At 69.3% G+C, this 22,754-nt stretch carries 20 protein-coding genes; 13 read left to right on the top strand and 7 right to left on the bottom strand.

Annotated elements, in window-relative coordinates; genetic code table 11:
• Positions 1-13: 13 nt before the first annotated feature.
• Complete coding sequence (locus tag AX730_RS02325; RefSeq protein WP_062351350.1) at positions 14-1,624, top strand: family 43 glycosylhydrolase; 1,611 nt, start codon at positions 14-16, stop codon at positions 1,622-1,624.
• A 1-nt stretch (position 1,625) separates the two neighbouring features.
• Here the strand turns inward: AX730_RS02325 and AX730_RS02320 are convergent, their stop codons facing one another.
• From AX730_RS02320 to AX730_RS02300, 6 genes are all read right to left on the bottom strand, one after another.
• Entirely contained in the window at positions 1,626-3,695 is a 2,070-nt protein-coding gene (locus AX730_RS02320; protein ID WP_062351434.1) for an oxidoreductase, read from the bottom strand.
• The gene (locus AX730_RS02315) at positions 3,688-5,013 is read right to left on the bottom strand and encodes an APC family permease (RefSeq protein WP_062351347.1); all 1,326 of its coding nucleotides are present in this window, start codon (positions 5,011-5,013) and stop codon (positions 3,688-3,690) included. Before AX730_RS02315 ends, AX730_RS02320 begins: the two co-directional genes overlap by 8 nt.
• On the bottom strand, positions 5,010-6,056 hold the full coding sequence (locus tag AX730_RS02310; protein ID WP_062351436.1) for an aromatic ring-hydroxylating oxygenase subunit alpha: 1,047 nt from the start codon (positions 6,054-6,056) through the stop codon (positions 5,010-5,012). The genes AX730_RS02315 and AX730_RS02310 overlap by 4 nt, the downstream gene beginning before the upstream one ends.
• A 145-nt stretch (positions 6,057-6,201) precedes the next feature.
• Positions 6,202-6,318: a cytochrome bd-I oxidase subunit CydX gene (gene cydX / locus AX730_RS18295; RefSeq protein ID WP_083537658.1), complete on the bottom strand. Its 117-nt coding sequence runs from the start codon at positions 6,316-6,318 to the stop codon at positions 6,202-6,204.
• A gap of 11 nt (positions 6,319-6,329) precedes the next feature.
• Positions 6,330-7,478, bottom strand: a complete 1,149-nt coding sequence (gene cydB, locus AX730_RS02305) for a cytochrome d ubiquinol oxidase subunit II (RefSeq protein WP_062351344.1) — start codon at positions 7,476-7,478, stop codon at positions 6,330-6,332.
• 12 nt (positions 7,479-7,490) lie between these two features.
• Entirely contained in the window at positions 7,491-9,077 is a 1,587-nt protein-coding gene (locus tag AX730_RS02300) for a cytochrome ubiquinol oxidase subunit I (RefSeq protein ID WP_062351341.1), read from the bottom strand.
• Positions 9,078-9,283: 206 nt separating this feature from the next.
• Between AX730_RS02300 and ccoN the strand changes: the two genes are divergently transcribed.
• The 12 genes from ccoN to cydC all read left to right on the top strand — a co-directional run bounded on the left by ccoN (position 9,284) and on the right by cydC (position 21,608).
• Positions 9,284-10,723: a cytochrome-c oxidase, cbb3-type subunit I gene (gene ccoN, locus AX730_RS02295; RefSeq protein ID WP_062351338.1), complete on the top strand. Its 1,440-nt coding sequence runs from the start codon at positions 9,284-9,286 to the stop codon at positions 10,721-10,723.
• Positions 10,724-10,732: 9 nt separating this feature from the next.
• Positions 10,733-11,356: a cytochrome-c oxidase, cbb3-type subunit II gene (ccoO, locus tag AX730_RS02290; RefSeq protein WP_062351335.1), complete on the top strand. Its 624-nt coding sequence runs from the start codon at positions 10,733-10,735 to the stop codon at positions 11,354-11,356.
• Positions 11,357-11,359: 3 nt separating this feature from the next.
• On the top strand, positions 11,360-11,500 hold the full coding sequence (locus tag AX730_RS18290; RefSeq protein ID WP_083537657.1) for a cbb3-type cytochrome oxidase subunit 3: 141 nt from the start codon (positions 11,360-11,362) through the stop codon (positions 11,498-11,500).
• Complete coding sequence (gene ccoP / locus AX730_RS02285) at positions 11,497-12,432, top strand: cytochrome-c oxidase, cbb3-type subunit III (protein ID WP_062351333.1); 936 nt, start codon at positions 11,497-11,499, stop codon at positions 12,430-12,432. Before AX730_RS18290 ends, ccoP begins: the two co-directional genes overlap by 4 nt.
• Positions 12,429-12,725, top strand: coding sequence for a hypothetical protein (locus AX730_RS02280; protein ID WP_062351329.1), 297 nt, complete (start codon positions 12,429-12,431; stop codon positions 12,723-12,725). Before ccoP ends, AX730_RS02280 begins: the two co-directional genes overlap by 4 nt.
• Positions 12,726-12,846: 121 nt before the next feature.
• The gene (locus AX730_RS02275) at positions 12,847-14,439 is read left to right on the top strand and encodes a 4Fe-4S dicluster domain-containing protein (RefSeq protein WP_062351326.1); all 1,593 of its coding nucleotides are present in this window, start codon (positions 12,847-12,849) and stop codon (positions 14,437-14,439) included.
• A complete protein-coding gene (locus AX730_RS02270) occupies positions 14,436-14,972 on the top strand; it encodes a FixH family protein (protein WP_062351323.1) in 537 nt (178 codons plus the stop codon). Before AX730_RS02275 ends, AX730_RS02270 begins: the two co-directional genes overlap by 4 nt.
• A gap of 8 nt (positions 14,973-14,980) precedes the next feature.
• Positions 14,981-17,347, top strand: coding sequence for a heavy metal translocating P-type ATPase (locus AX730_RS02265; protein ID WP_062351320.1), 2,367 nt, complete (start codon positions 14,981-14,983; stop codon positions 17,345-17,347).
• Positions 17,344-17,538 (top strand): cbb3-type cytochrome oxidase assembly protein CcoS, encoded by a 195-nt coding sequence (ccoS, locus tag AX730_RS02260; RefSeq protein ID WP_062351317.1) that lies wholly within the window; start codon positions 17,344-17,346, stop codon positions 17,536-17,538. The genes AX730_RS02265 and ccoS overlap by 4 nt, the downstream gene beginning before the upstream one ends.
• Positions 17,528-18,253: a sulfite exporter TauE/SafE family protein gene (locus AX730_RS02255; protein WP_062351314.1), complete on the top strand. Its 726-nt coding sequence runs from the start codon at positions 17,528-17,530 to the stop codon at positions 18,251-18,253. The genes ccoS and AX730_RS02255 overlap by 11 nt, the downstream gene beginning before the upstream one ends.
• Positions 18,250-19,938: a thiol reductant ABC exporter subunit CydD gene (cydD, locus tag AX730_RS02250; RefSeq protein WP_062351311.1), complete on the top strand. Its 1,689-nt coding sequence runs from the start codon at positions 18,250-18,252 to the stop codon at positions 19,936-19,938. Before AX730_RS02255 ends, cydD begins: the two co-directional genes overlap by 4 nt.
• Entirely contained in the window at positions 19,935-21,608 is a 1,674-nt protein-coding gene (cydC, locus tag AX730_RS02245) for a thiol reductant ABC exporter subunit CydC (RefSeq protein ID WP_062351308.1), read from the top strand. Before cydD ends, cydC begins: the two co-directional genes overlap by 4 nt.
• 106 nt (positions 21,609-21,714) lie before the next feature.
• Here the strand turns inward: cydC and AX730_RS02240 are convergent, their stop codons facing one another.
• Positions 21,715-22,482: a Crp/Fnr family transcriptional regulator gene (locus AX730_RS02240; RefSeq protein ID WP_083537656.1), complete on the bottom strand. Its 768-nt coding sequence runs from the start codon at positions 22,480-22,482 to the stop codon at positions 21,715-21,717.
• Positions 22,483-22,754 lie beyond the last annotated feature (272 nt).

Below are 22,754 nucleotides of genomic sequence, written 5' to 3'. Positions count from 1 at the left end.
CACGGGAGCCTCCATGTCCGGCACATCGCGACGCGCACTGTTCAAGGCCGGACTCGCCGGCCTGGTCACCTGGCCGCTGTCGTCGCGCGCGGCGGCGACCACTGCGTGCCCGCCCGCATCGCCGGCACACGCCACCGGCGTCGAAGGCCAACGCAAGGCCGACCGCGGTGACGGCACCTATCTCAATCCCATCGTCGCCGGCGATCGCCCCGATCCCACGATCCTCAAGGACGGCGACGACTACTACATGACGTTCTCGTCGTTCGACGCCTATCCCGGGCTGGTGATCTGGCATTCCACCGACCTGGTCAACTGGACGCCACTCGGTCCCGCGCTGCACACGAACGTCGGCACCGTGTGGGCGGTCGACCTGTGCCGGCACGGCGACCGTTACTTCATCTACCTGCCGACGCTGGCGCCGGGTGGCGCATGGAAGATCCACGCGATCTGGGCCGACGATATCCGCGGGCCATGGAGTGCGCCGGTCGATCTGAAGATCGACGGGTGCATCGATCCCGGCCATGCGGTCGGCGAAGACGGCAAGCGCTACCTGTTCGTCAACGGCATACGCAAGGTGCGCCTGACCGACGACGGCCTGGCGACCGACGGCACGCTGGAACACGCCTACCGTCCGTGGCGCTATCCGGATGACTGGATCACCGAGAACTTCGCGCCGGAAGGCCCGAAGCTGACGCGGCGTGGCGACTGGTTCTACCTGATCACCGCGGTCGGCGGTACCGCTGGCCCCGTGACCGGCCACATGGTGATCGCTGCGCGTTCGCGCTCGATCCACGGACCCTGGGAACACTGCCCGCACAATCCACTGGTACGCACGCAGCGCGATGCCGAACCCTGGTGGTCGCGTGGCCATGCGACGCTGGTCGAAGGTCCCGCCGGCGACGGGTGGATGGTCTACCACGGCTACGAGAACGGCTATCGCACGCTCGGCCGGCAGACGCTTCTCGAGCCGATCGAATGGACCGACGATGGCTGGTTCCGCGCGCGTGGCGGCGACCTGTCGGCACCGTTGCCACGGCCTCGCGGTGGCAGGGTGGGCGTCGCCGGCGTTGCGCTGTCGGACGACTTCTCGGTCGACCGGCTTGGCACGCAGTGGGCGTTCCACGCGCCGCGCTCCGACGAGATGCGCCGCGTGCGTTACGGCACGCGCTCGCTGCGCCTCGCCGGTGCCGGCACCTCGCCCGCGGATGGCAGCCCACTGGCCTGCATCGTCGGCGACCGTGCCTACCAGGCCGACGTCACGCTGACGCTGGTCGATGGTGGCGAAGGCGGGCTGCTGCTGTTCTACAACCCGAAGGCCTTCGTCGGCCTCGGCTTCACCGCGGACGGGCTGCGCGTGTTCCAGTACGCGGAGGAACAGACCTGGGCGCGGCAGGCACTGCCGACGCGACGGGTGCGCCTGCGCCTGACCTACGACCATCATGTGGTGACCTGGCATCACTCGCACGACGACGGCCGCACTTGGACGCGGCTGGATACGCGGATGGAAGTGTCTGGCCTGCACCACAACGTGTTCGGTGGCTTCCTCAGCCTGCGCCTTGCGTTGTACAGCGCCGGCGCGGGCGCGGTGGAGTTCAGCGACTTCCGTTACCGCGCACTCGCCTGACTCATTCCGCCATCGGCACATCGTGGTGGAAGTGGCGCTTGAACGGCACGGCGCCGGTGCGTGGCGCATCCAGTTCCTGCGCGTAGCGATGCCCGGCGTAGACCGCATGCACGATCAGTCCCGGCGCCAGTGCGTCGCCGATACAGGCCACGTTGCGTACGCCGGCATCGGCCCACTCGGGCTCACGCGCCTTCAGCGCCTGGTACAGCGCATCGTCCGGCAGGCGCGAGGTGACCAGCACGACGGCATCGCAATCGAGTGCGGTCGCCGCACCATTCCAGACCTGTTCCAGCGCCAGCGTGGTGCCGGTGTAGCCGGTCACCATGTGCGACACCCGCTGAGTGACGCCGAGTTCGGCCATGCGCCATTGGATATGGCGGTAGTCCAACGTGTTCGCGCTCCATGAGGCGATGGTGTCGTCCGGCGTGAGGTACGTGACCTCGCAGCCGCGCAGGCGCAGTGCTTCGGCGAGCACACTGGCGGTGTAGAAGTAATCGTCGTCGTAGACCACCACGCGGCCTTCGGGCCAGCGCCCGTCCATCAGGTCGTCCGGCGTGAACACGCGTGCGTTGCCGGCGAAGTCCGCGATGCCCATCCCATGCGTGCGGCCGAACCCGTCGCGCCGCCAGTGGCAGCCGGTGGCGATGACGACATGGTCGGCGCCGAAGTCGAGCACGTCCTGTGCGGTCAGCGCGGAGTCGAGATAGGTACTGACGTTTGCCCGCTTGCTGATCTGTCCCAGCCGCCAGTCGCGCACGCGCGCCCATTCGGCCAGGCCCGGCAGGCGTGCTTCGCGGGTTACCCGTCCGCCCAGTTCGCGTCGTGCCTCGGCCAGATGGACTTCGTAACCGCGCTGGCCCAGCGCACGTGCCGCTTCCAGCCCGGCGGGTCCGCCCCCGACGACCAGCACGCGCGCCTCGCTCTTCTTCGGCGCAATCCGCTCCGGATGCCAGCCCTTGCGCCACTCCTCGCCCATGCTGGGGTTCTGCGTGCAGCGGATCGGCGAGATGGTCATGTCGCCCGAGACGCAGATGTTGCAGCCAATGCATTCGCGGATGTCGTCGACGCGGCCTTCCTCGATCTTGCGTGGCAGGTAGGGATCGGCGATCGACGGCCGCGCTGCACCGATCAGGTCGATCACGCCGCGGCGGATCTGCGACACCATCGTATCGGGCGAGGTGAAGCGGCCCACGCCGACGACAGGTTTCGTCGTCGCCTTGCGGACGAAGTCGATGAAGGGCTCCTGCGCGCCTTCGCGGGCGAAGCGCGACGGCACCGAGTCGTTGTACCAGGCCGCGACATTGACGTCCCACAGGTCGGGCAGTTCGGCCAGCATCCCCACGATGTCCTGCGCCTCCGCCAGTTCCACCCCGCCCGGCCCCAGCAGCTCCTCGGTGGCGAAGCGAAGCGCGACGGCGCAGCGATGGCCGACGGCCTCGCGCGTGTCCTGCAGCACCTCGCGCAACAGGCGCACGCGATTCTCGAGTGACCCGCCATAGGCATCCGTGCGCTGGTTGCGGCGACGCTGCAGGAAGTGCATCGCCAGCGACAGGTCGTGCGCGGCGTAGACGTAGACGATGTCCATGCCCGCCTTCATGCCGCGCACCGCCGCCTCGCGGTGCCAGCGGCGGTATTCGGCGATGTCGTGCAGGTCCATCGCGCGCGCCTGCGCCGGATAGCCGTACTTGGACGGCTGGTGCGACGGTGCCAGCAGCACTTCCCGCGAATAGAGGTTGGACGCGGTCGGCCCGTTGTGCGACAGCTCCAGCGCGGCGAGCGCGCCATGCGCGTGCACCTTGTCGCACATCAGCGCGAGCGCGGGGATGTCGCGGTCGTCCCACAGCCGCGCCTCGACGTACGGCGTCAGGTCGCTGCTGGGATGGATCTCGCACTCTTCCGTCGACACCACGCCCCAGCCCCCCTCGGCCTTCACCTCGCGCATCGCCGCGTGCGCCAGCGGCATCGCGTGGCCCATGCCGTTGCAGTGCGGGACCTGGAAAAACCGGTTCTTCGTGGTCACCGGCCCGATGCGGACCGGTTCGAACAGGACGTCATAACGTGGATCACGCACGCGGCACCGCACTGCCGTGGCGACGGCGCAGGAAGAAATACAGCGGCAAGCCGGCGATCATCAGCGCCAGCGCCAGCCAGAACGGCTGCGCGCCCATGCCGATGAACGCGAACACCGTGTAGGCCGCGCCGATGGCGGCGGCGACCAGCAGGTCGCGTCCCGCATCGCGCTGCCCGCGCCACCAGAGCATGCCGAGCGCGAGCGAGCACCCGAGGTACAGCGGCAGGTTGGCCGCGGTGACCACGGTGCTGAGGAAGGTGAAGCCCGCCACCGCGGATTCGCTGTAGTTCATCAGCACCATCGCGCTGGCCAGCAAGGCCGTCAGTACCAAAGCCCCGGTAGGCGCGCCGAAGGCGTTGGTCCGCGCGAGCGCCTTCGGCATCGTGCCGTTCTCGGCCATCGTGCGCATCATCTCGCCGCTCAGCAGCGTCCATCCGTTCAAGGCGCCCAGGCCACTGACGACGACGAACAAGGCGATCCAGCGGCCGGTGCCTTCGCCGCCGAAACGCTCCATCACCAGCGCGAACGGCGCGCTGGACTGGGCGAGTTCGGCATGCGGCAGCAACAGCAGCGGCACGGCGGATACCACCAGATAGATGCCGGCGGTAATCGCAGTCCCGGTCATCGTCGCGCGCGGGATGGTGCGCCCCGGATCGGCGACCTTCGCGGCGGGGATCGTCGCCGACTCCAGGCCCAGCATCGCGAACAGCGCCAGCGTGGAGGCCGCCATCGCATCGCCCAGACTGATCGGTTTCGCCGGCGGATGCGCCGCGAACGATGCCGGCGACCGCAGCAGCATCCACGCACCCAGGCCCGCCACGGCCAGCATCGGCAGCAGCTTCATCACCGTCGTTGCCACCTGCACGCGTCCGCCACTGCGCACGCCGAACAGGTTGATGGCGACGAAACCCCACAGCGCGCACAGGGACAGCAGCGCCGGCGGCACACGCGCCAGCGGCGGAAAGATCGCCGCGGCGTAACCGACCACGCCGGTGGCCAGCGCAGCGAGGGTGATCCAGTTCGACACCCAGTACGACCACAGCACCGCATACGCCGGCAGGTCGCCCAACGTATGCCGCACGTAGCCGTAGGGCCCGTCCGCGCCGGGCAGCAGGCGCGCCAATCGCGCGAGCACACGCGCCAGCGCGAGGCAGCCGAGCACGGTGATGCCCCAGCCCAGCAGCGCGTTGTAGCCGAGCGGCGCCATCGAGGCGGGCAGCACGAAGATGCCCATACCGATCGTGTTGCCCACCACCAGCGCGGTGCAGGTCCAGAAGCCGATCTTCCGGCCGTCGCGCGACGATGCGGCCGGCTTCAATACACAGCCCTCAGCAGGTTGTGGAAATGCCACACGCCGCTTTCGCGCTTCGGACACAGCCGCCCCGCCTCGTAGAAGCCCGATACCAGCCCACGCTGCACCGCCTCGCAGATGCGGATGTCCTCGTCCTGCACCTCGTCGCTGAAGGCCTGGTCGTTGGCGATGCGTGCCTGTGCCGCGTGGTCCTGTGCGTAGTAGTAGTCGAATTCCACCCGGCAGCGCTCCGGGCCCAGCGGCAGGATGCGGTTGGTCTGCAGGCGACCGGGCATGATGTTGAGCATCACGTTCGGATAGACGAAGTAGTAGAACGCGTCGCCATCGCCATACAGATCGCCACTGTCGCGCAGCGGCGAATGCTGCAGCGAATGCCAGGGGAACAGTTCGGTGTCGTAGGCGCGGTAGTCGAGCACCTTCGACAGCCCGGGATGCACGTGCGGTAGGTGGTAGCCTTCGAGGAAGTTGTCCACGTAGACCTTCCAGTTGCACGCGATGTCGTAGTGGTCGCGGCGGTGGAAGCGCATCGCGGCCAGGTCGATCGGCGCGATGCGCTCGGCGATACCGCCGTAAACGTCATCGAACCCCGGCGCATCCTCATGCACGGCGACGAACACCAGCCCCTGCCAGGCGCGCACGCGCAGCGGCGGCAGGCGGATGTCCTTGACGTCGAAATCGGCGGCGCCCTGCATCTCCGGCGCACTGCGCAACTGGCCGTCCAGCGCATAGCTCCAGCCGTGGTACTTGCAGTGCAGCGCACGTGCGCCCTTGCCGTTGCACAGCGCCAGCGGTCCCGCACGATGCCGGCATACGTTGGGGAACGCGCGCAGCACGCCGTCCTGTCCGCGCACCACCAGCACCGGCACGCCGCCGACGTGTTCGACGATGTGGTCACCGGGCTCCGCCAGTTGTCCCTGGTGGGCGACCAGCTGCCAGCTGCGCTGGAACACCGCCGCCTGCTCCATCGCCAGCGTCGCCTCGCCGCTGTAGTAGCGGGCAGGCAGCGCGCGTGCGCGTTCCAGGGGAAGGAGGCTGGCGGTGTCCGGCATGGCGTTCCCGTCGGTGGTCGCGCCGCCACGGACGGCGCCGGCCAAGCCTACGCGCAGGACGGCGTGCGGCACAGTGCCGGCCCGGCAACGAAAAGCCCCGGCGCGCACCGGGGCCCTCGTTGGCGCACGGCAGCGACGGCGATCGCTACGGGTCTCGTCCGGCCGCCTCGCGGTCGCCCTCGCGCATCTCGTACCACATGCCGTTGAGGATGGCGAAGCTCGCCGCCAGCCCGGCGCCCAGGATCCAGCTGAAGTACCACATGGTCGTGCTCCTCAATACGCGTTGTGGTTCTGTTCCATGCTTTCCAGACTGACCTTGCCGCGCAGCACGCGGTACACCCACGCGGTGTACAGCAGGATCAGCGGCAGGAAGACGCACGTGGCCACCAGCATCACGAACAGCGTCAGGTGGCTGGACGACGCATCCCACAGCGTCAGGCTCGACGCGGGGTGGGTGGACGACGGCAGCAGGAACGGGAACACCGCCAGTCCTTCGGTCAGGATGATGCTGGCGATGGCCAGCGCGGACGCCAGGAAGGCCGCCATGCCGCGCCCGCTGCGCAGCATCGCCGCGGCCGCGAGTGCGCCGGCCACGCCGAGCACGGGAAAGATCCAGGTCCACGGCATGGCCTGGTAGTTCGCCATCCAGCCGCCACGCACGCTCGCGACCTGCTTGAACAGCGGATTGGAGGCCGCGTCGGTGACGGGCGCACCCACCACCGCGTAGCCGTCCACGCCCACGGCCACCCAGACGCCGGCGAGGACGAACAGCACCGCCGTCGCCAGCGCCGACCACATGCCGAAGCGTCGCGCCCGCTCCGCCACCGGGCCGTCGGTCTTGATCACCAGCATGCTGGCGCCGTGCGCGACCAGCATCGCCACGCTGACCAGCCCGCACAGCACGGCGAACGGCGACAGCAGGGCGAAGAAGCCACCGGCGTAGTGGATGCGCAGGGTGTCGTCGAACTGGAACGGCACGCCCAGCAGCACGTTGCCCATCGCCACCCCGAACACCAGCGCCGGCACGAAGCCGCCGACGAACAACGCCGCGTCCCACGCCGCGCGCCAGCGCGGATCTTCCACCTTGCTGCGGAACTTGAACCCGACCGGCCGCAGGATCAGCGCGAACAGGATCAGGAACATCGCCAGGTAGAACCCCGAGAAACTGACCGCGTACAGCGCCGGGAATGCGGCGAAGATCGCGCCGCCGCCGAGGATCAGCCAGACCTGGTTGCCTTCCCATACCGGCCCGACGACGTTGAGCACCAGCCGGCGTTCGGCGTCGGTGCGCGCCACGGCGGGCAGCAGCGTGCCGATGCCCAGGTCGAACCCGTCCATCACCGCGAAGCCGATCAGCAGGATGCCCAGCAGCAGCCACCAGATCAGGCGCAGGGTTGCGTAGTCGAGGGGAATCGTATCCATGTCGTCCTCCTGTCAGGCCGCGGTCGTGGAGGCGGGTGCCAGCGGCACGCCATCGCGGTCGGCCCGGTGTTCGCCACCAGGCACGTCGTCCGGCCCCTTCAGGATCACCTTGCGCAGCAGGTACACGTCGATGACGGCCAGCGTCGTGTACACGAGCACGAAGCCGGTCAGCGAGATGACGACCTGGTGCAGCTTCAATCCCGATGCCGCCATGAAGGTCGGCAGCACGCCGTCGATCGCCCACGGTTGCCTGCCGTACTCGGCGATCAGCCAGCCGGCCTCGATCGCCAGCCACGGCAAGGGCAGGCTGTAGAGCGCGAGCTTCAGGAACCAGCGGTAGCGGTCCAGCTTCTGCACCGTCGCCAGCCAGAACGCCAGCGCGAAGAAGGCGATGAAGTAGAAGCCGACGCCCGCCATCAGCCGGAAGCTCCAGAACAGCGGCGCCACGCGCGGGATCGTGTCGGCGGCGGCGCGTGCGATCTCCTGCTCGGAGGCGTTGAGGATGTCTTCGCGGTAGCGCTTCAGCAGCAGCGCATAGCCCATGTCGCGCCAGTGCTGGTCGAACACCGCCTTGGCCTGCACGTCCTCGCGGTTGGCGCGCAGTTGCTGCAACGCCGCGTAGGCCAGCTGCCCATTGCGGATACGCCCGTCCGCGCGCTCGACCAGTTCGCCGATGCCCGGGATTTCGGTGTTGAACGAACGCGTGCCGATCAGCCCCATCACCCACGGGACCTGCACGACGTAGCGGTTGGCGCGGGCCTGCTGGTCGGGGATGGCAAAGGCGGTGAAACCCGCCGGTGCCGGCTCGGTTTCCCACATCGCCTCGATCGCGGCGAGCTTCATCTTCTGGTTCTCGCCCGCGACGTAACCGCTCTCGTCGCCCAGCACCACCACCGACAGTGCGGCGGCCAGGCCGAAGCTGGCCGCGACCGCCATCGAGCGCTTCGCAAGGTCCGCATGCCGCCCGCGCAGCAGGTAGAACGCGCTGATCGACATCACGAAGACGGCGCCCAGCAGGTAACCCGCGCTGACGGTATGCACGAACTTGGCCTGCGCCACCGGGTTGAACAGCACCGCCGCGAAGTCGGTGACTTCCATGCGCATCGTGGCGGGATTGAACTCGGCCCCGACCGGGTACTGCATCCAGCCGTTGGCGATCAGGATCCACAGCGCCGAGAAATTGGTCCCCAGCGCCACCAGCCACGTCACCATCAGGTGCTGGACCCGGCTCAGCTTGTCCCAGCCGAAGAAGAACAGGCCGATGAACGTGGCCTCGAGGAAGAACGCCATCAGGCCCTCGATGGCCAGCGGCGCGCCGAAGATGTCGCCCACGTAGTGACTGTAGTAGGACCAGTTCATGCCGAACTGGAACTCCATGACGATGCCGGTGGCCACGCCCATCGCGAAGTTGATGCCGAACAGCGTGCCCCAGAACATCGTCATGCGGCGCCAGATGTCGCGCCCGGTCATGACGTAGACGCTCTCCATGATCGCGATCATGAAGGACAGCCCCAGCGTCAGCGGGACGAACAGGAAGTGGTACATCGCCGTCAGCGCGAATTGCAGACGGGACAGTTCGACGACGGTCATGTCCGGCATGGCGATGCAGCTCCGGGTTGTCTGCCGGGAATTCTAGCCGCCCTCATGTCACGGAATGGGGCGACCATCTGTCGCACCCCCGTTCGTCCTGCCCTGCGGCATCCTGCGCGCCCCGCGGCCCATCGCCCCGGGAGGGGTTGATCCTGATCAATGCGGCCCGCCTGAATGGGGCCGAGAATCCACCGTACCAGAATAGGAGAGGCCGCATGCAAGGCGTCCAGGGGACTTACAACGACAAGGTGGTGCGCCAGTTCACGGTGATGACCGTGGTCTGGGGCATCGTGGGGATGCTGGTGGGCGTGCTGATCGCCGCCCAGCTGTACTGGCCGGCCCTGAATTTCGACGTGCCGTGGCTCAGCTACGGCCGGCTGCGGCCGCTGCACACCAACGCGGTGATCTTCGCGTTCGGCGGCTGCGCCCTGTTCGCCACCAGCCTGCACGTGGTGCAGCGGACCAGCCATGTGCGGCTGCTGTCCGACACGCTGGCCGCCTTCGTGTTCTGGGGCTGGCAGCTGGTCATCGTGGCCGCCGCCGTCTCGCTGCCGCTGGGCCTGACCCAGGGCAAGGAATACGCCGAGCTGATCTGGCCGATCGACGTGCTGATCGCGGTGGTCTGGGTGTCCTACGCCGTGCTGTTCTTCGGCACCATCGCCAAGCGCGCGGTCAAGCACATCTACGTGGCCAACTGGTTCTTCGGCGCCTACATCATCGCCGTGGCGCTGCTGCACATCGTCAACAGCCTGGCGCTGCCGAGCAGCCTGCTGCATTCCTACCCGGTCTACAGCGGCGCCGTCGATGCGATGGTGCAGTGGTGGTACGGCCACAACGCGGTGGGCTTCTTCCTGACCGCCGGCTTCCTCGGGATGATGTACTACTTCGTGCCGAAGCAGGCCGGCCGCCCGGTCTATTCGTACCGCCTGTCGATCGTGCACTTCTGGGCGCTGATCGCCATCTACATGTGGGCCGGCCCGCACCACCTGCACTACACCGCGCTGCCGGACTGGGCGCAGAGCCTGGGCATGGTGTTCTCGCTGATCCTGCTGGCCCCCAGCTGGGGCGGCGCCATCAACGGCGTGCTGACCCTGTCGGGCGTGTGGCACAAGCTGCGCACCGACCCGATCCTGAAGTTCCTGATCGTCTCGCTGTCGTTCTACATGATGTCGACCTTCGAAGGTCCGATGATGTCGATCAAGACGGTCAACTCGCTGAGCCACTACACCGACTGGACCATCGGCCACGTGCACGCCGGTGCGCTGGGCTGGGTCGCGATGATCACCATCGGCTCGGTCTACGCGATGCTGCCGAAGCTGCTGGGCCGCGAGCAGATGTACTCGATCAAGGCGATCGACACGCACTTCTGGCTGCATACGCTGGGCGTGGTGTTCTACATCGCCTCGATGTGGATCGCCGGCGTGATGCAGGGCCTGATGTGGCGCGCCACCAACGCCGACGGCACGCTGACCTACAGCTTCGTCGAAGTGCTGAACGCCACCTACCCCTACTACCTGGTCCGCCTGGGCGGCGGCCTGCTGGTGTTCACCGGCATGTTGCTGATGGCCTGGAACACCTGGAAGACCTTCCAGGCCGCCAAGTCCACGGTGCCGCAGCCGATCCTGCCGCCCGATGCCAGCCAAGCGCGCGCCTGAGGAACCGACATGAGCAAGAATGAAAACCCACACGAGAAAGTCGAGAAGAACGTCGGCCTGATGGCCGTGCTGATCGCGGTGGCGGTGTCGTTCGGCGGCCTCGCCGAGATCGTCCCGCTGATGTTCCAGGCCGAGGCCATCAAGCCGTTGGAGGGCGTCAAGCCCTATCCGGCGCTGGAACTGGCCGGCCGCGACGTCTACATCCGCGAGGGCTGCTACAACTGCCACTCGCAGATGATCCGCACGCTGCGCTTCGAGACCGAACGCTACGGCCACTACTCGCTGGCGGGCGAATCGGTCTACGACCGTCCGTTCCAGTGGGGCAGCAAGCGCACCGGACCGGACCTGGCCCGCGTCGGCGGCCGCTATTCCGACGACTGGCACCGCGTGCACCTGATCAATCCGCGCGACGTGGTGCCGGAATCGAACATGCCGTCCTTCCCCTGGCTGGAGAACGCCAAGGTCGACGGCGCGGAAGTCGCCCAGCGCATGAAGACGCTGCAGCGCATCGGCGATCCGTACACCGACGAAGACATCAACAACGCCGCCACCGACGTGGAAGGCAAGACAGAACTGGACGCCGTGGTCGCCTACCTGCAAGGGCTGGGCAAGGCCGCGCCGAGGGGAGGCTGAGCCATGGTATCGGGGATCGTGACCGGGGCACTGATCGTGCTCTTCATCGTCGGCTGGGCGTGGGCGTGGAGCCCGCGCCGCAAGGCGGATTTCGAGAACGCGGCGCGCATGCCGCTGGGTGAGGAAGGGGAGAACAACCCATGAGCGCAGGCTGGATCTGGTTCATCGTCGCGCTGGTCGTACTGAACATCCTGGGCTGCGTGTGGCTGCTGTGGTGGACCGGCCGCCGCCGGCCCGGCGACCCGGCGCCGGAAGACACCTCGCATGTGTGGGACGGCGACCTCACCGAGTACAACAAGCCGTTGCCGAAGTGGTGGATCAACCTGTTCTACCTCACCATCGTCTTCAGCATCGGCTACATCGCATGGTACGGCGGCCTGGGCATCATTCCCGGCTACGCCAAGTGGTCGTCCAGCGGCGAGCACGACCAGGTCAAGGCCGTGCAGGACAAGAAGCTGGACGCCACGTTCGCACCGTTCGCCAACCAGCCGATCGACCAGTTGGCCAAGGACCCCAAGGCGCTCGCGCTGGGCCGTTCGATCTTCAACAACACCTGCGCCACCTGCCACGGCTCCACCGGCCAGGGCGCGATCGGGTATCCCAACCTGACCGACAGCATCTGGCATTGGGGCGGTACGCCGGACCTGGTGCTGCAGACGGTGCTCGATGGCCGCGAAGGCGTGATGCCGGAATGGGGCACTGCACTGACCAGCATGGGTGGCCAGAACGCCGTCGATTACGTCATCGCGTACGTCAACGTGCTGAGCGATCCACAGGAAGGGCTGAGCAACAACTTCATGGCCGCCCAGGGCAAGCCGCTGTACGATGGCCTGTGCGTCGCCTGCCACGGAGTGGACGGCAAGGGCAACCAGGAACTCGGCGCGCCCGACCTGACCGACGACTACTGGCTGTACGGCAACAGCAAGGACAGCATGCGCACGACGATCACCAAGGGACGTCATGGCGTGATGCCCGCCCACCGCGAACTGCTGGGCGAGACGCGTGCGCGACTCGTGGCCTCGTACGTCTGGTCGCTGTCGCACAAGGAGGGTCAGGCGGCCGCCGGCACGAAATGACCGACTTCACCGAGCCCCGCCTCGACCACCCGCCCCGGCCGCTCGCGCAGCGCGTCGGGGCGGTGCTCTGGCCCAGCTTCTTCGCCGCCGGCGTGGCGACGATGGTGTTCTTCGCCTTCGTCGACCCGCTGACGCTGCGCGACATGACCTTCCCCGACCTGGCGATCAGCCGCGAACTCGGCTACTCGCTGGGTTTCTTCATGTTCTGGCTGACGACCGCGGCCAGCAGCCTGTTCACCTGGATCCTGCTGCGCCCCGCCAGCCGCTTCAATCGCGCGCTGCCACCGGACTGAGCGCACGTCCGCGCGCCATCCCGGCTGCGTGTGCGCGCCGATGGCGCGGCCTGCGACAAACCGTCGCTCCCCGCTGCGCGCCCCCGGCGCGAGCATGACGCCAGCCAAGACAGACACTGCCATGTCCACGCCAGCATCGCCGCCTCCCACCGCTCCCGACAGCAAACGCCGCATTCCGCTGGATGTGGTCGATGCGCAGGGCAACTCGTTCTACGTCAGCGAACGCAAGGTGTATCCGCGCGACGTGGCGGGCCCGCTCAACCGTCTGCGCGTGGCTGCGGTGTGGTGGCTGCTGGGCATGTACTACGTATTCCCGTGGTTGAGGTGGGACGACCGCCAGGCCGTGCTGTTCGACCTGCCCGCGCGCAAGTTCTACGTGTTCGGACTGGTGTTCTGGCCACAGGATTTCCTGCTGCTGGCGGTGCTGCTGATCATCGCGGCGATGGCGCTGTTCTTCTTCACCGCGCTGGCCGGCCGCCTGTGGTGCGGCTACGCCTGCCCGCAGACGGTGTGGACCGAAGTGTTCCTGTGGATGGAGCGCTGGACCGAAGGCGACCGCAGTGCGCGCATGAAGCTGGATGCGGCGCCGTGGAGCGGCAACAAGCTGCTGCGCAAGGGCGGCAAGCACGTGTTGTGGGCGGTGTTCGCGCTGTGGACCGGCTTCACCTTCGTCGGCTTCTTCACTCCCATCACCGATCTCGGTGCGCGCCTGTGGCCGTTCGCCTGGGGCGGCTGGGAAACCTTCTGGGTGTTCTTCTACGCGCTGGCCACGTGGGGCTTCGCCGGCTTCCTGCGCGAGCAGGTCTGCAAGTACATGTGCCCGTACGCGCGCTTCCAGGCGGCGATGTTCGACCGCAACACGCTGATCATCGCCTACGACCCGATGCGCGGCGAACCGCGCGGCCCGCGCAAGCGCGGCCTCGGCAGCGTGCTGGAGCGCGCCCGCGGCCTGCTGCAGAACACCACCGCCTACGACTACGTCATGCGCGCGGCCGCGCACCCCAGCCTTGCCGATCAGCGGCTCGGGGCGCACGGCACCATCACCTTCGCCGGTGCCGGCGCGGTGGTCGAGCCGCTGCCTAAGTTCGCGCCCGACCAGCTGGGCGACTGCATCGACTGCACGATCTGCGTGCAGGTCTGCCCCACCGGCATCGATATCCGCAACGGCCTGCAGTACGAATGCATCGCCTGCGGCGCGTGCATCGACGCATGCGACGACGTGATGGACAAGATGGGGTATCCGCACGGCCTGATCCGCTACACCACCCAGAACGCCATCGACGGCAAGCCGTCGAAGGTGCTGCGTCCGCGCATCTTCGTCTACGCCGCGATCCTGCTCGGACTGACCGTGGCGTGGGGCTGGGGCGTGTTCAACCGCGACGTGCTGATCGCCGAAGTCCTGCGCGACCGCAACGCGCTGTATCGCGAGGTCGCCGGCGGCCAGGTCGAGAACAGCTACACGCTCAAGCTGGTCAACAAGGACCAGCAGTCGCACGGCTATCTCGTCAACCTGGCATCGGCGTCGCCCGGCATCCGCCTGCGCGATGGCGAGCTGACCGTTCGCGCGGAACCCGAGGAAGTCCTGTCGCTGGCCGTCACCGCCACCGCTCCCGCCACCCTCCGCGGCCGCCATGCCGTAACGTTCACCGTCCGCGATGTCGACACCGGCGCCGAGAAGACCGTGGACAGCAGCTACTTCGGACCGATCCAATGACCACGAAAACCGCAGCTCCCGTCGGCGATGCTCCCGCCGGCAACGCCCGACCGTTCTGGAAAGAGCCGATGGTGTGGCTGGTCTGGGGCCTGCCCCTGGCCTCCGTCGTCGCCGGCATCTGGCTGGTGGTGACCGCCGTGCGTGCCGGTGGCGCCGATCCCGTCATCGACGACGTGCAGCGCGTGTCGCAGATCCAGACCACCGACCTGGGACCCGACGAGCGGGCCGCACAGCGCCAGCTCAGCGCGATCCTGCAGGTACGCCCCGACCACGTGGAACTGACCGCGGTGACCGGCGAGTTCGATCGCGAAACCGCGCTCGTCCTCGTCATGACGCATCCCACCCAGGCCGCGCAGGACGTTCGCCTGCCGCTGGCGCGCACGACCACCGGCTGGACCGCACCCGCCGAGATCGACACGCGCCACGACTGGAACCTGCAGCTCGCGCCCGACAACCACCACTGGCGCATCCGCGGCCGCCTGCAGAAGGACACGCAGGCCTCGCGCCTGGCGCCGTCCCTCGGGGGCGGCTGAGTCCCGCGATGGACGCGCCCGTGGTGCCCTGCCATCACTGCGGCGAGCCGGTCGCCAGCGGGCAGCCGGTCACGGCGGGCGACCATGTCTTCTGCTGCGAAGGCTGCGCCGCGGCGGCGACGTGGATCCAGGACGCCGACCTGGGCAGCTACTACCGCCTGCGCAGCGCGAACGCCAATCGCGTGCAGGCGGACCGGCTGGACCTGGACAGCTGGGACCGCACCGAACTGCTGGACGAGCACAGCCGTGCCGTCGAGGGTGGCCGCGAGATCGTGCTGCTCACCGACGGCATGCGCTGTGCCGCCTGCGCCTGGCTGATCGACCGCGCACTCGCGCGCGAGGCCGGCGTGCTCGACACCACCGCCAACGCCGTCACCGGGCGCATCCGCATCGCCTGGGATCCGGCGCGCACGAAACTCTCCGCGCTGCTGCAGCGCCTGGCGATGCTCGGCTATCGGCCCTACCTCGCCACCGGCGATGCGCGCGAACAGGCGCGCCTGTCCGAACGCCGCCGCTGGCTGCTGCGGCTGGGGGTGGCCGGCCTCGGTTCGCTGCAGGCGATGATGCTGGCCGAAGCGTTGTACCTCGACGTCAACGCGACGATGCCGCTGCCGACGCGCGACCTGTTCCGCTGGCTGACGTTCCTGGTCAGCACGCCGGTGGTGTTCTACAGCGGCTGGCCGTTCCTGGCCGGCATGGCGCGCGAACTGCGCGCGCGCCACGTAGGCATGGACACGCTGATCGCAAGCTCCACGCTGCTGGCGTACTTCGCCAGCCTGGTCGAGACGATCCGCGGCGGCACGCATGTCTGGTACGACGCGGCGGTGATGTTCGTGTTCCTGCTGCTGGCTGCGCGCATGCTGGAACAGCGCGCGCGCAACGTGGCCACCGCACAGGTGGACGCGCTGGCGCGGGCGCAGCCGGTGTTCGCGATCCGCGAGCGCGACGACGGCACGCGCGAGTCGGTGCCGCCCTCGGCCCTGCGCACGTCGGATGTCGTGTGCGTGGCCGCCGGCGACGGCGTTCCGGCCGACGGCGTGCTGCTGGACGCAGCGGCGGATTTCGAAGAAGCGCTGCTGACCGGCGAGTCGCGCCCGGTACGCCGTCGCGCCGGCGAGACCGTCTACGCCGGCACCACCTGCCGCGAGCGTCCGGCTCGCCTGCGCGTCACCGCCACCGGCACCGCGACGCGCCTGTCGCAGCTGGCCGAGCTGGTCGATCGCGCGCAGGGCCACCGCCCGCCGTTGGCGCGCGTGGCGGATCGGATCGGCCGGCATTTCGTGGTCAGCCTGCTGGTGCTCGCGGTCGCCGTGTACGTCGGCTGGCGCTTCTACCAGCCGGAACGCGCGTTCGAGGTGACCCTGGCGCTGCTGGTGATCAGCTGCCCGTGCGCGCTGTCGCTGTCGGTGCCGGCGGTGCTGGCCGCCGCGCACGGCGCGCTGGCCCGCTGCGGCGTGCTCGCCACGCGACCCGAAGCGCTGGACACGCTGGCGCGCGCGACCGACGTGGTGTTCGACAAGACCGGCACGCTCAGCGACGGCCGCCCCGCGCGCGTCGCCGCAGACGTCTTCGCCGAGCTGGACGCGGAGGCGGCCACGCGCGTGGTCGCCGCGCTGGAGCAGGACAGCGGACATCCGATCGCCACCGCCTTCGCCGACATCGACGCGCGCGATGCCGCCACGTCAGTGGTCGCCCGGGCGGGCCTGGGCGTGGAAGGCGATGTCGACGGCCGTCACTGGCGCTTCGGCCGCGCCGACTGGGCCGCGGGCCGCGACGACGACGGCGCGCTGTGGCTGGGTGATGGCGCGCGCGGCGTGGCCCGTTTCACCCTGGACGAAAAGCCGCGCGACGATGCCGCGGCGGCCATTGCGGCACTGCGCGCGCAGGGCATGCGCATCCATCTCGCCAGCGGCGACGGCGATGCGGCGGTGCGGCGGCTGGCGCTTGGCATCGATTCGACGCTCGCCCGCCAGTCGCCGGAAGACAAGCTGGCGCGCGTGCGGCAGCTGCAATCAGAAGGCCGCATTGTCGCGATGGTCGGCGACGGCTTGAACGACGCGCCGGTGCTGGCCGGTGCCGACGTGTCGGTCGCGATGGGCGAAGGCGCGCCGCTGGCGCAGCAGGCGGCGGACCTCGTGGCCACCGGCCCGTCGCTGCTGCGCATCGCCGACGCCGTGCGCGTGGCGCGGCTGTCGCGCCGGCTGGTGAAGCAGAACCTCGCCTGGTCCGCGGGCTACAACCTGCTCGCCGTGCCGCTGGCGGCCGCCGGCATGGTGACGCCCTGGATCGCCGCGCTGGGCATGGCGGTATCCTCGCTGGTGGTCACCCTCAACGCGCTGCGGCTGGCGCGCACCTCCACGGAGATGGCGGCATGAACATCCTGCTGATGCTGTTGCCGATCAGCCTGGTCCTGCTGGGACTGGCCATCGCTGCGTTCGCGTGGGCGGTGCGCAAGGGCCAGTTCGACGATCTCGACACGCCCGCGCTGGACATCCTCGACGATGCGCCGGCGAAGCCGCGTGCGCCAGCCGCGCCGCCCGTCCGCGAAGGCGACGATGGCGCCTGACGTTCCGGTCCTGCTCGCCGCGCTGCTGGCCGGCCTGGTGGGCAGTACGCATTGCGCGGTGATGTGCGGCGGCATCGCCACCGGCTTTTCCGCCGTGTCTTCGCGCCAAGGCTGGGGTAGCGCGCTGCAGCTCAATCTCGGCCGCGTCGCCGGCTACACGCTGGCAGGTGCGCTGGTCGGAGCGTTCGGCGGCGGCCTGCTGTCGCTGGCGCGGCACGAGACCGCCGTGCTCACCATGCGTGTCGGCGTGGGCCTGGCGCTGGTCGTACTGGCATTGCGCCTGCTCGACCAGCGTGGCCGGCTCGATTTCCTCGCACGTCCCGGTGCGAAGGTGTGGCAGGCGCTGCGCCCGCTGCATGCGCGCGTGCTGCCCGCCGACACGCTGCCGCGGCGACTGGCCGCCGGTGCGCTGTGGGGCTGGTTGCCGTGCGGGCTGAGCCTGAGCCTGCTGACGGTGGCATGGCTGCAGGCCAATGCGCGCGATGCCGCATTGACGATGGCGATGTTCGGCCTGGGCACGCTGCCGATGATGGTGACGCTGACCTGGTCCGGCGCACGCCTCGGCCGCCACTGGCAGCGCACATCGGTGCGCCGCACGGCGGCGGGCTTCGTCCTCTTCGCGGGCGTGCTGACGATCGCCTCGCCGTGGCTGATGCAGCATCCCGCGTTGCACGGCGTACTCGCCGCGCTCGGCTGCCAGCCGCTGCCGACATGAGCGCGGGCGCGACGGAAGCCCCGGACGGCACGACAGCGAAAGCGCGCCTGCAGGCCATCGGCGATGTCGCGCGCGCGCCGTTGCGCGCCGCCGCGGCGCTGGGCGTGACCGGCGGCGCGCTGGTGCTGCCGCAGGCCGCACTGATCGCCGTGTGCCTGCAGCGCGTGTTCGTCGACCACGCGCCGCCAACGGCGCTGCTGCCGCTGCTCGCCGCCCTGCTGGCGACGCTGCTGCTGCGTGCCGGCTTGGGATGGGCGAGCCGCCGCCTCGCCGACCGTGCGGTCGAGTCGATCCGCGTCGACCTGCGCGCGCGCATCGCGCGCGGGCTGGTCGCGCGCGGGCCGGTCTGGGTACGGTCGCAGCAGAGCGGCGCGCTGGCCGAACGGATGGGAGCACACGTGGATGCGCTCGAAGGCTACTTCGGTGGCTTCGTGCCGTTGCGGGCGGAAGTGGTGGGCGTGCCGCTGGCGATCCTGATCGCCGTGTTCTTCGTCGACCGCACCGTCGGCCTTGTGCTGCTGCTGACCATGCCGCTGGTGCCCGTCTTCATGATGCTGGTCGGCCTGGGGGCGCAGGCGGCCAGCCAGCGGCAGCTGCAGGCGCTGACACGGATGGGGGGCCACTTCGCCGATCGCCTGCGCGGGCTGGGGCTGATCCGGCTGTATGGCCGCGGCGACACCGAACTGCAGGGCATTCGCGCCGCCGCCGAGGAATTGCGCGTGCGTAGCCTGCGCGTGCTGCGCATCGCCTTCCTGTCGTCGGCGGTGCTGGAGTTCTTCGCCTCGCTCAGCGTGGCGATGATCGCGCTGTACCTCGGCCTGACCTACCTGGGCATGCTGGACCTGCGCGCCACGCCGCTGACGCTGGGCATGGGCGTGTTCTGCCTGCTGCTGGCACCGGAGTTCTACGCACCACTGCGGCGCCTCGCCACCCACTACCACGACCGCGCCTCGGCGCTGGCGGCGATGGACGAGATCGCGGCGGTGCTGGAAGACGATGTTTCTGCCATCACGGATGACGGTGGCGGGAAGCCGGCCCCTTCGGCATCGCTCGTCAGCGCGCGCGGCATCGCGATGCGCCATCCCGCCGCCACGCGCGACGTGCTGCACGACGTCACCCTGGACCTGCATCGCGACCAGCATGTCGCGCTCACCGGCGCCAGCGGCGACGGCAAGAGCACTTTGCTGGAGGCGTTGGCCGGCTGGGTGCCAGCGCAGGCGGGAACGCTGCACCATGCGCCTGGCCTGCGTATCGGCTACGCGCCGCAACGCCCCTTCCTGTTCGCCGGCACGCTGCGCGACAACCTGCGCATGGCCAAGCCCGATGCGCCCGACGCGGAGCTCGAACGGGCAGCCGATGCCGCGCAGGTGATGCGCTTCGCGGCCCGTCTGCCGGAAGGACTGGACACGGTGATCGGCGAACGCGGCTTCGGCCTGTCCGGCGGCGAGGCGCGGCGCGTGGCGCTGGCGCGCGTCTTCCTGCGCGACCCCGACCTGCTGCTCCTCGACGAGCCCACCTCCTTCCTAGATCCCGACACCGAAGCCGCGGTGCTGCAGGCGATCCGGCAGTTCGCGCGTGGCCGCGGCGTGCTGATGGCGACCCACAGCGTGGCGGCGCAGGCGGCAATGGATCAGGTCTGGCAGGTACGCGACGGTCGCCTGCACGGCAACGGAGAAACGCCGTGAACGGACGCCGCGACGACGACACGACTGCGCTGCGCCACGTGCTGGCAACGCATCGGCGGCTCGGCACGCTGGCAGTCGGGCTGCTGTTGATGACGCTGCTGGCGGGCACCGCCCTGCTGGGGCTGTCCGGCCATTTCCTCACCGCCGCCGCGCTGGCCGGCAGCGGGGCACTCGGCTTCAACTTCTTCGGTCCGTCCGCGGGCATCCGTGCGCTGACCTTCGTCCGCATCCTGTCGCGCTACGGCGAGAAGCTGATCGGTCACGACGTGACGTTGCGCATCGCGCGCGACCTGCGCGCGTGGTTCTTCGCCCGCGCATTGCCGCTGGCGCCGTTGGGACTGGGCCGCTTCCGCGTCGGTGAACTGATGGCGCGGCTGATGGCCGACATCGACGCGGTGGACAGCCTGCTGGTGCGTGCGGTCGGCCCCCTGCTCGCGGTGCTGTCGCTGTGCCTGCTCGCCAGCCTGGTGGCGCTGGTCGTGCTGCCGCTGGCCGGCATCGTGCTGCTGGTCGCGCTGGCGCTGATCGCGGCGCTGGCGCCCTGGCTGGCGACGCGGAGCGTCGCCGCCCTGGAAGACGAGCGTGCCGCCAGCCGCACGCGCCTGCGCGCCGCCGTGCAGGAGGGCATCGACGGCCAGCTGGACATGGTGGCGATGGATGCGACCTCGGCATGGCTCGACGCGCTGGACACGCGCAGCCGCGACGTCGCCCAGTGGGAGGAGCGCCGCAAGCAGCGCCTCGCGCTTGCGACGCTCGCCCACGCACTGGTCGCGGCGTTCACGCTGCCCGTGATGCTGTGGGTGCTGCTGTCGGCCGTGCACGCGGAACGCCTCGGTGCCGCTACGGCGGGCGGACTGTTCTTCCTGACCGTTGCCGTGCTGGAGGCCTGTACGGCCATCGCACCGGCCTGGCAGGCCTGGCGGGCGGCGACCGTCGCCGCGCAGCGTCTGCAGGAAGTGGTCGATCGCCCTGCGACGGACGGCGAAGACCGCGGTACGCGATCACCGGCGGCCGTCGGCGCGCTCGACCTGCAGGAGGTCGTGTTCGCGTGGCCGGGCACGACGCGGCGCGTGCTCGATGGTGCCAGCCTCCACCTTGCGCCCGGCGAGCGCGTGCTGGTGGCGGGCGACAGCGGCGAAGGCAAGTCGTCGCTGCTGGCACTGGTGCTCGGATTGCAGGCGCCACAGGCAGGCCAGGTGTTGTTCGCAGGCGCCGACCTGCGGACGCTGGATCAGGCGCACTGGCATGCGCGCATCGCGTGGCTGCCGCAGGACGCGCCGGTGTTCTCCGGCAGCGTGCGCGACAACCTGCACCTCGGCGATCCCGCTGCCGACGACGCATGCCTGTGGCGCGTGCTGGCGCAGGTGAAGCTCGATACCCGTTTCCGCGAGACAGGCCTCGACACGTGGGTGGGCGAGAACGGCGCCACGCTGTCGGCCGGCCAGGCGCGCCGCCTCGCGCTGGCACGCGCCCTGCTGCGTGACGCGCCGCTGCTGCTGCTCGACGAGCCGACCGAAGGCCTCGACCAGGACACCGCCAACGCACTGATGCGCGACCTCGTGGAGGCCGGCGAAGGATGCAGCATGCTGATCATCAGCCATGCGGCGTTGCCGGAAAGCGTGGTGGACGCGCGCTACCGGTTGCGGGACGGGAGACTATCGAGGGAGTAGCCGGCCGACATGGATGTGGGAGCGACGTAAGTCGCGATGAGGCTCTACCGGTAGGCCATCGCGACTTACGTCGCTCCCACGGCAGGAATCGGAAAATCCGACACCCTCAGGCGCGCGCTTCGGCCAGTGCGTCCAGCCGCGTGCGGTTGAGCAGCCGCACGTGGTGCGGGTCGTCGGTGGCGATGCTGCCTTCCTGGCGCAGGCGGGTGAAGCTGCGGCTGACGGTTTCCACGGTCAGCCCCAGGTAGTCGGCGATGTCCGTGCGCGTCATCGGCAGGATCACTTCGCTGTCGTCCTGGCCCTGGCGGCGACGGCGCTGGGCCATGTCGACCAGGAACCCGGCCAGCCGCTCCATCGGATTCAGCCGCGCCAGCGCCATCAGGTTGCCGCGGGTCGCGTCCAGCTCGACGCAGGCGCGTTCGAGCAGTTCGCGTTCCAGCTCCGGATGGTCGTGGCAGAGGCTTCGCATGTCGGCCATCGAGAACTCGCACAGCGTGCTGTCGGTGATGGCCTCGATCGTGTGCTTGTAGTGCGAGGTGCCGGAGAAGCCGATGAAATCGCCCGGCATCAGGAACCCGGCCACCAGCCGGCGACCGTCCGGCAGCAGCCGGATCCGGCGCAGCGCGCCCTTGGTCACGGTGAACACGCCGCGCCGCGGCTCGCCCTCGCGGACCAGGGCCTCGCCGGCCTTCAGCCGGGCATCGTCGGCCAGCGCCTCCATCGCATGCGCCTTCTGCACCGGCAGGGCCGCACAGATGGCCAGGTGGCGCACCAGACAGCCGCCGCAGCCACGTGAATTGGCCTGGCAGACCGCGCCATCGCTGGGCGCAGGGGTCACCGGGGAGTCGTTCTGGCGGAGGATGCGAAGGCTCATGGCGGTCGGCTACGTGGGTCTTCCGGATCCATGATACGCCTGCATTTTTGCGTTTGCGGCGCTGCGACAATCGGTCGCAGACACGATTTCAGCTCACATTTCCCCATTCAGGCCCGGATTCGGGTACAGTGCGCGCCGCTTGCCTGCGGCCGTTCGTTTCCCCGATGGTCCGCCGGCGCAGGGAACTCCCCCGCGGGTTCCCGCGCCCGCCCCGCTCCGACTTCTTTCGTTGCGCAAGCTCGGTAGCGCCGTTTTGGCGCCTCCGCACCCCT

This window comes from Pseudoxanthomonas mexicana (genome assembly GCF_001556105.1).
Taxonomy (GTDB): Bacteria; Pseudomonadota; Gammaproteobacteria; order Xanthomonadales; family Xanthomonadaceae; genus Pseudoxanthomonas_A; species Pseudoxanthomonas_A mexicana_A.
This window is presented reverse-complemented; position numbering and strand designations above follow the sequence as displayed.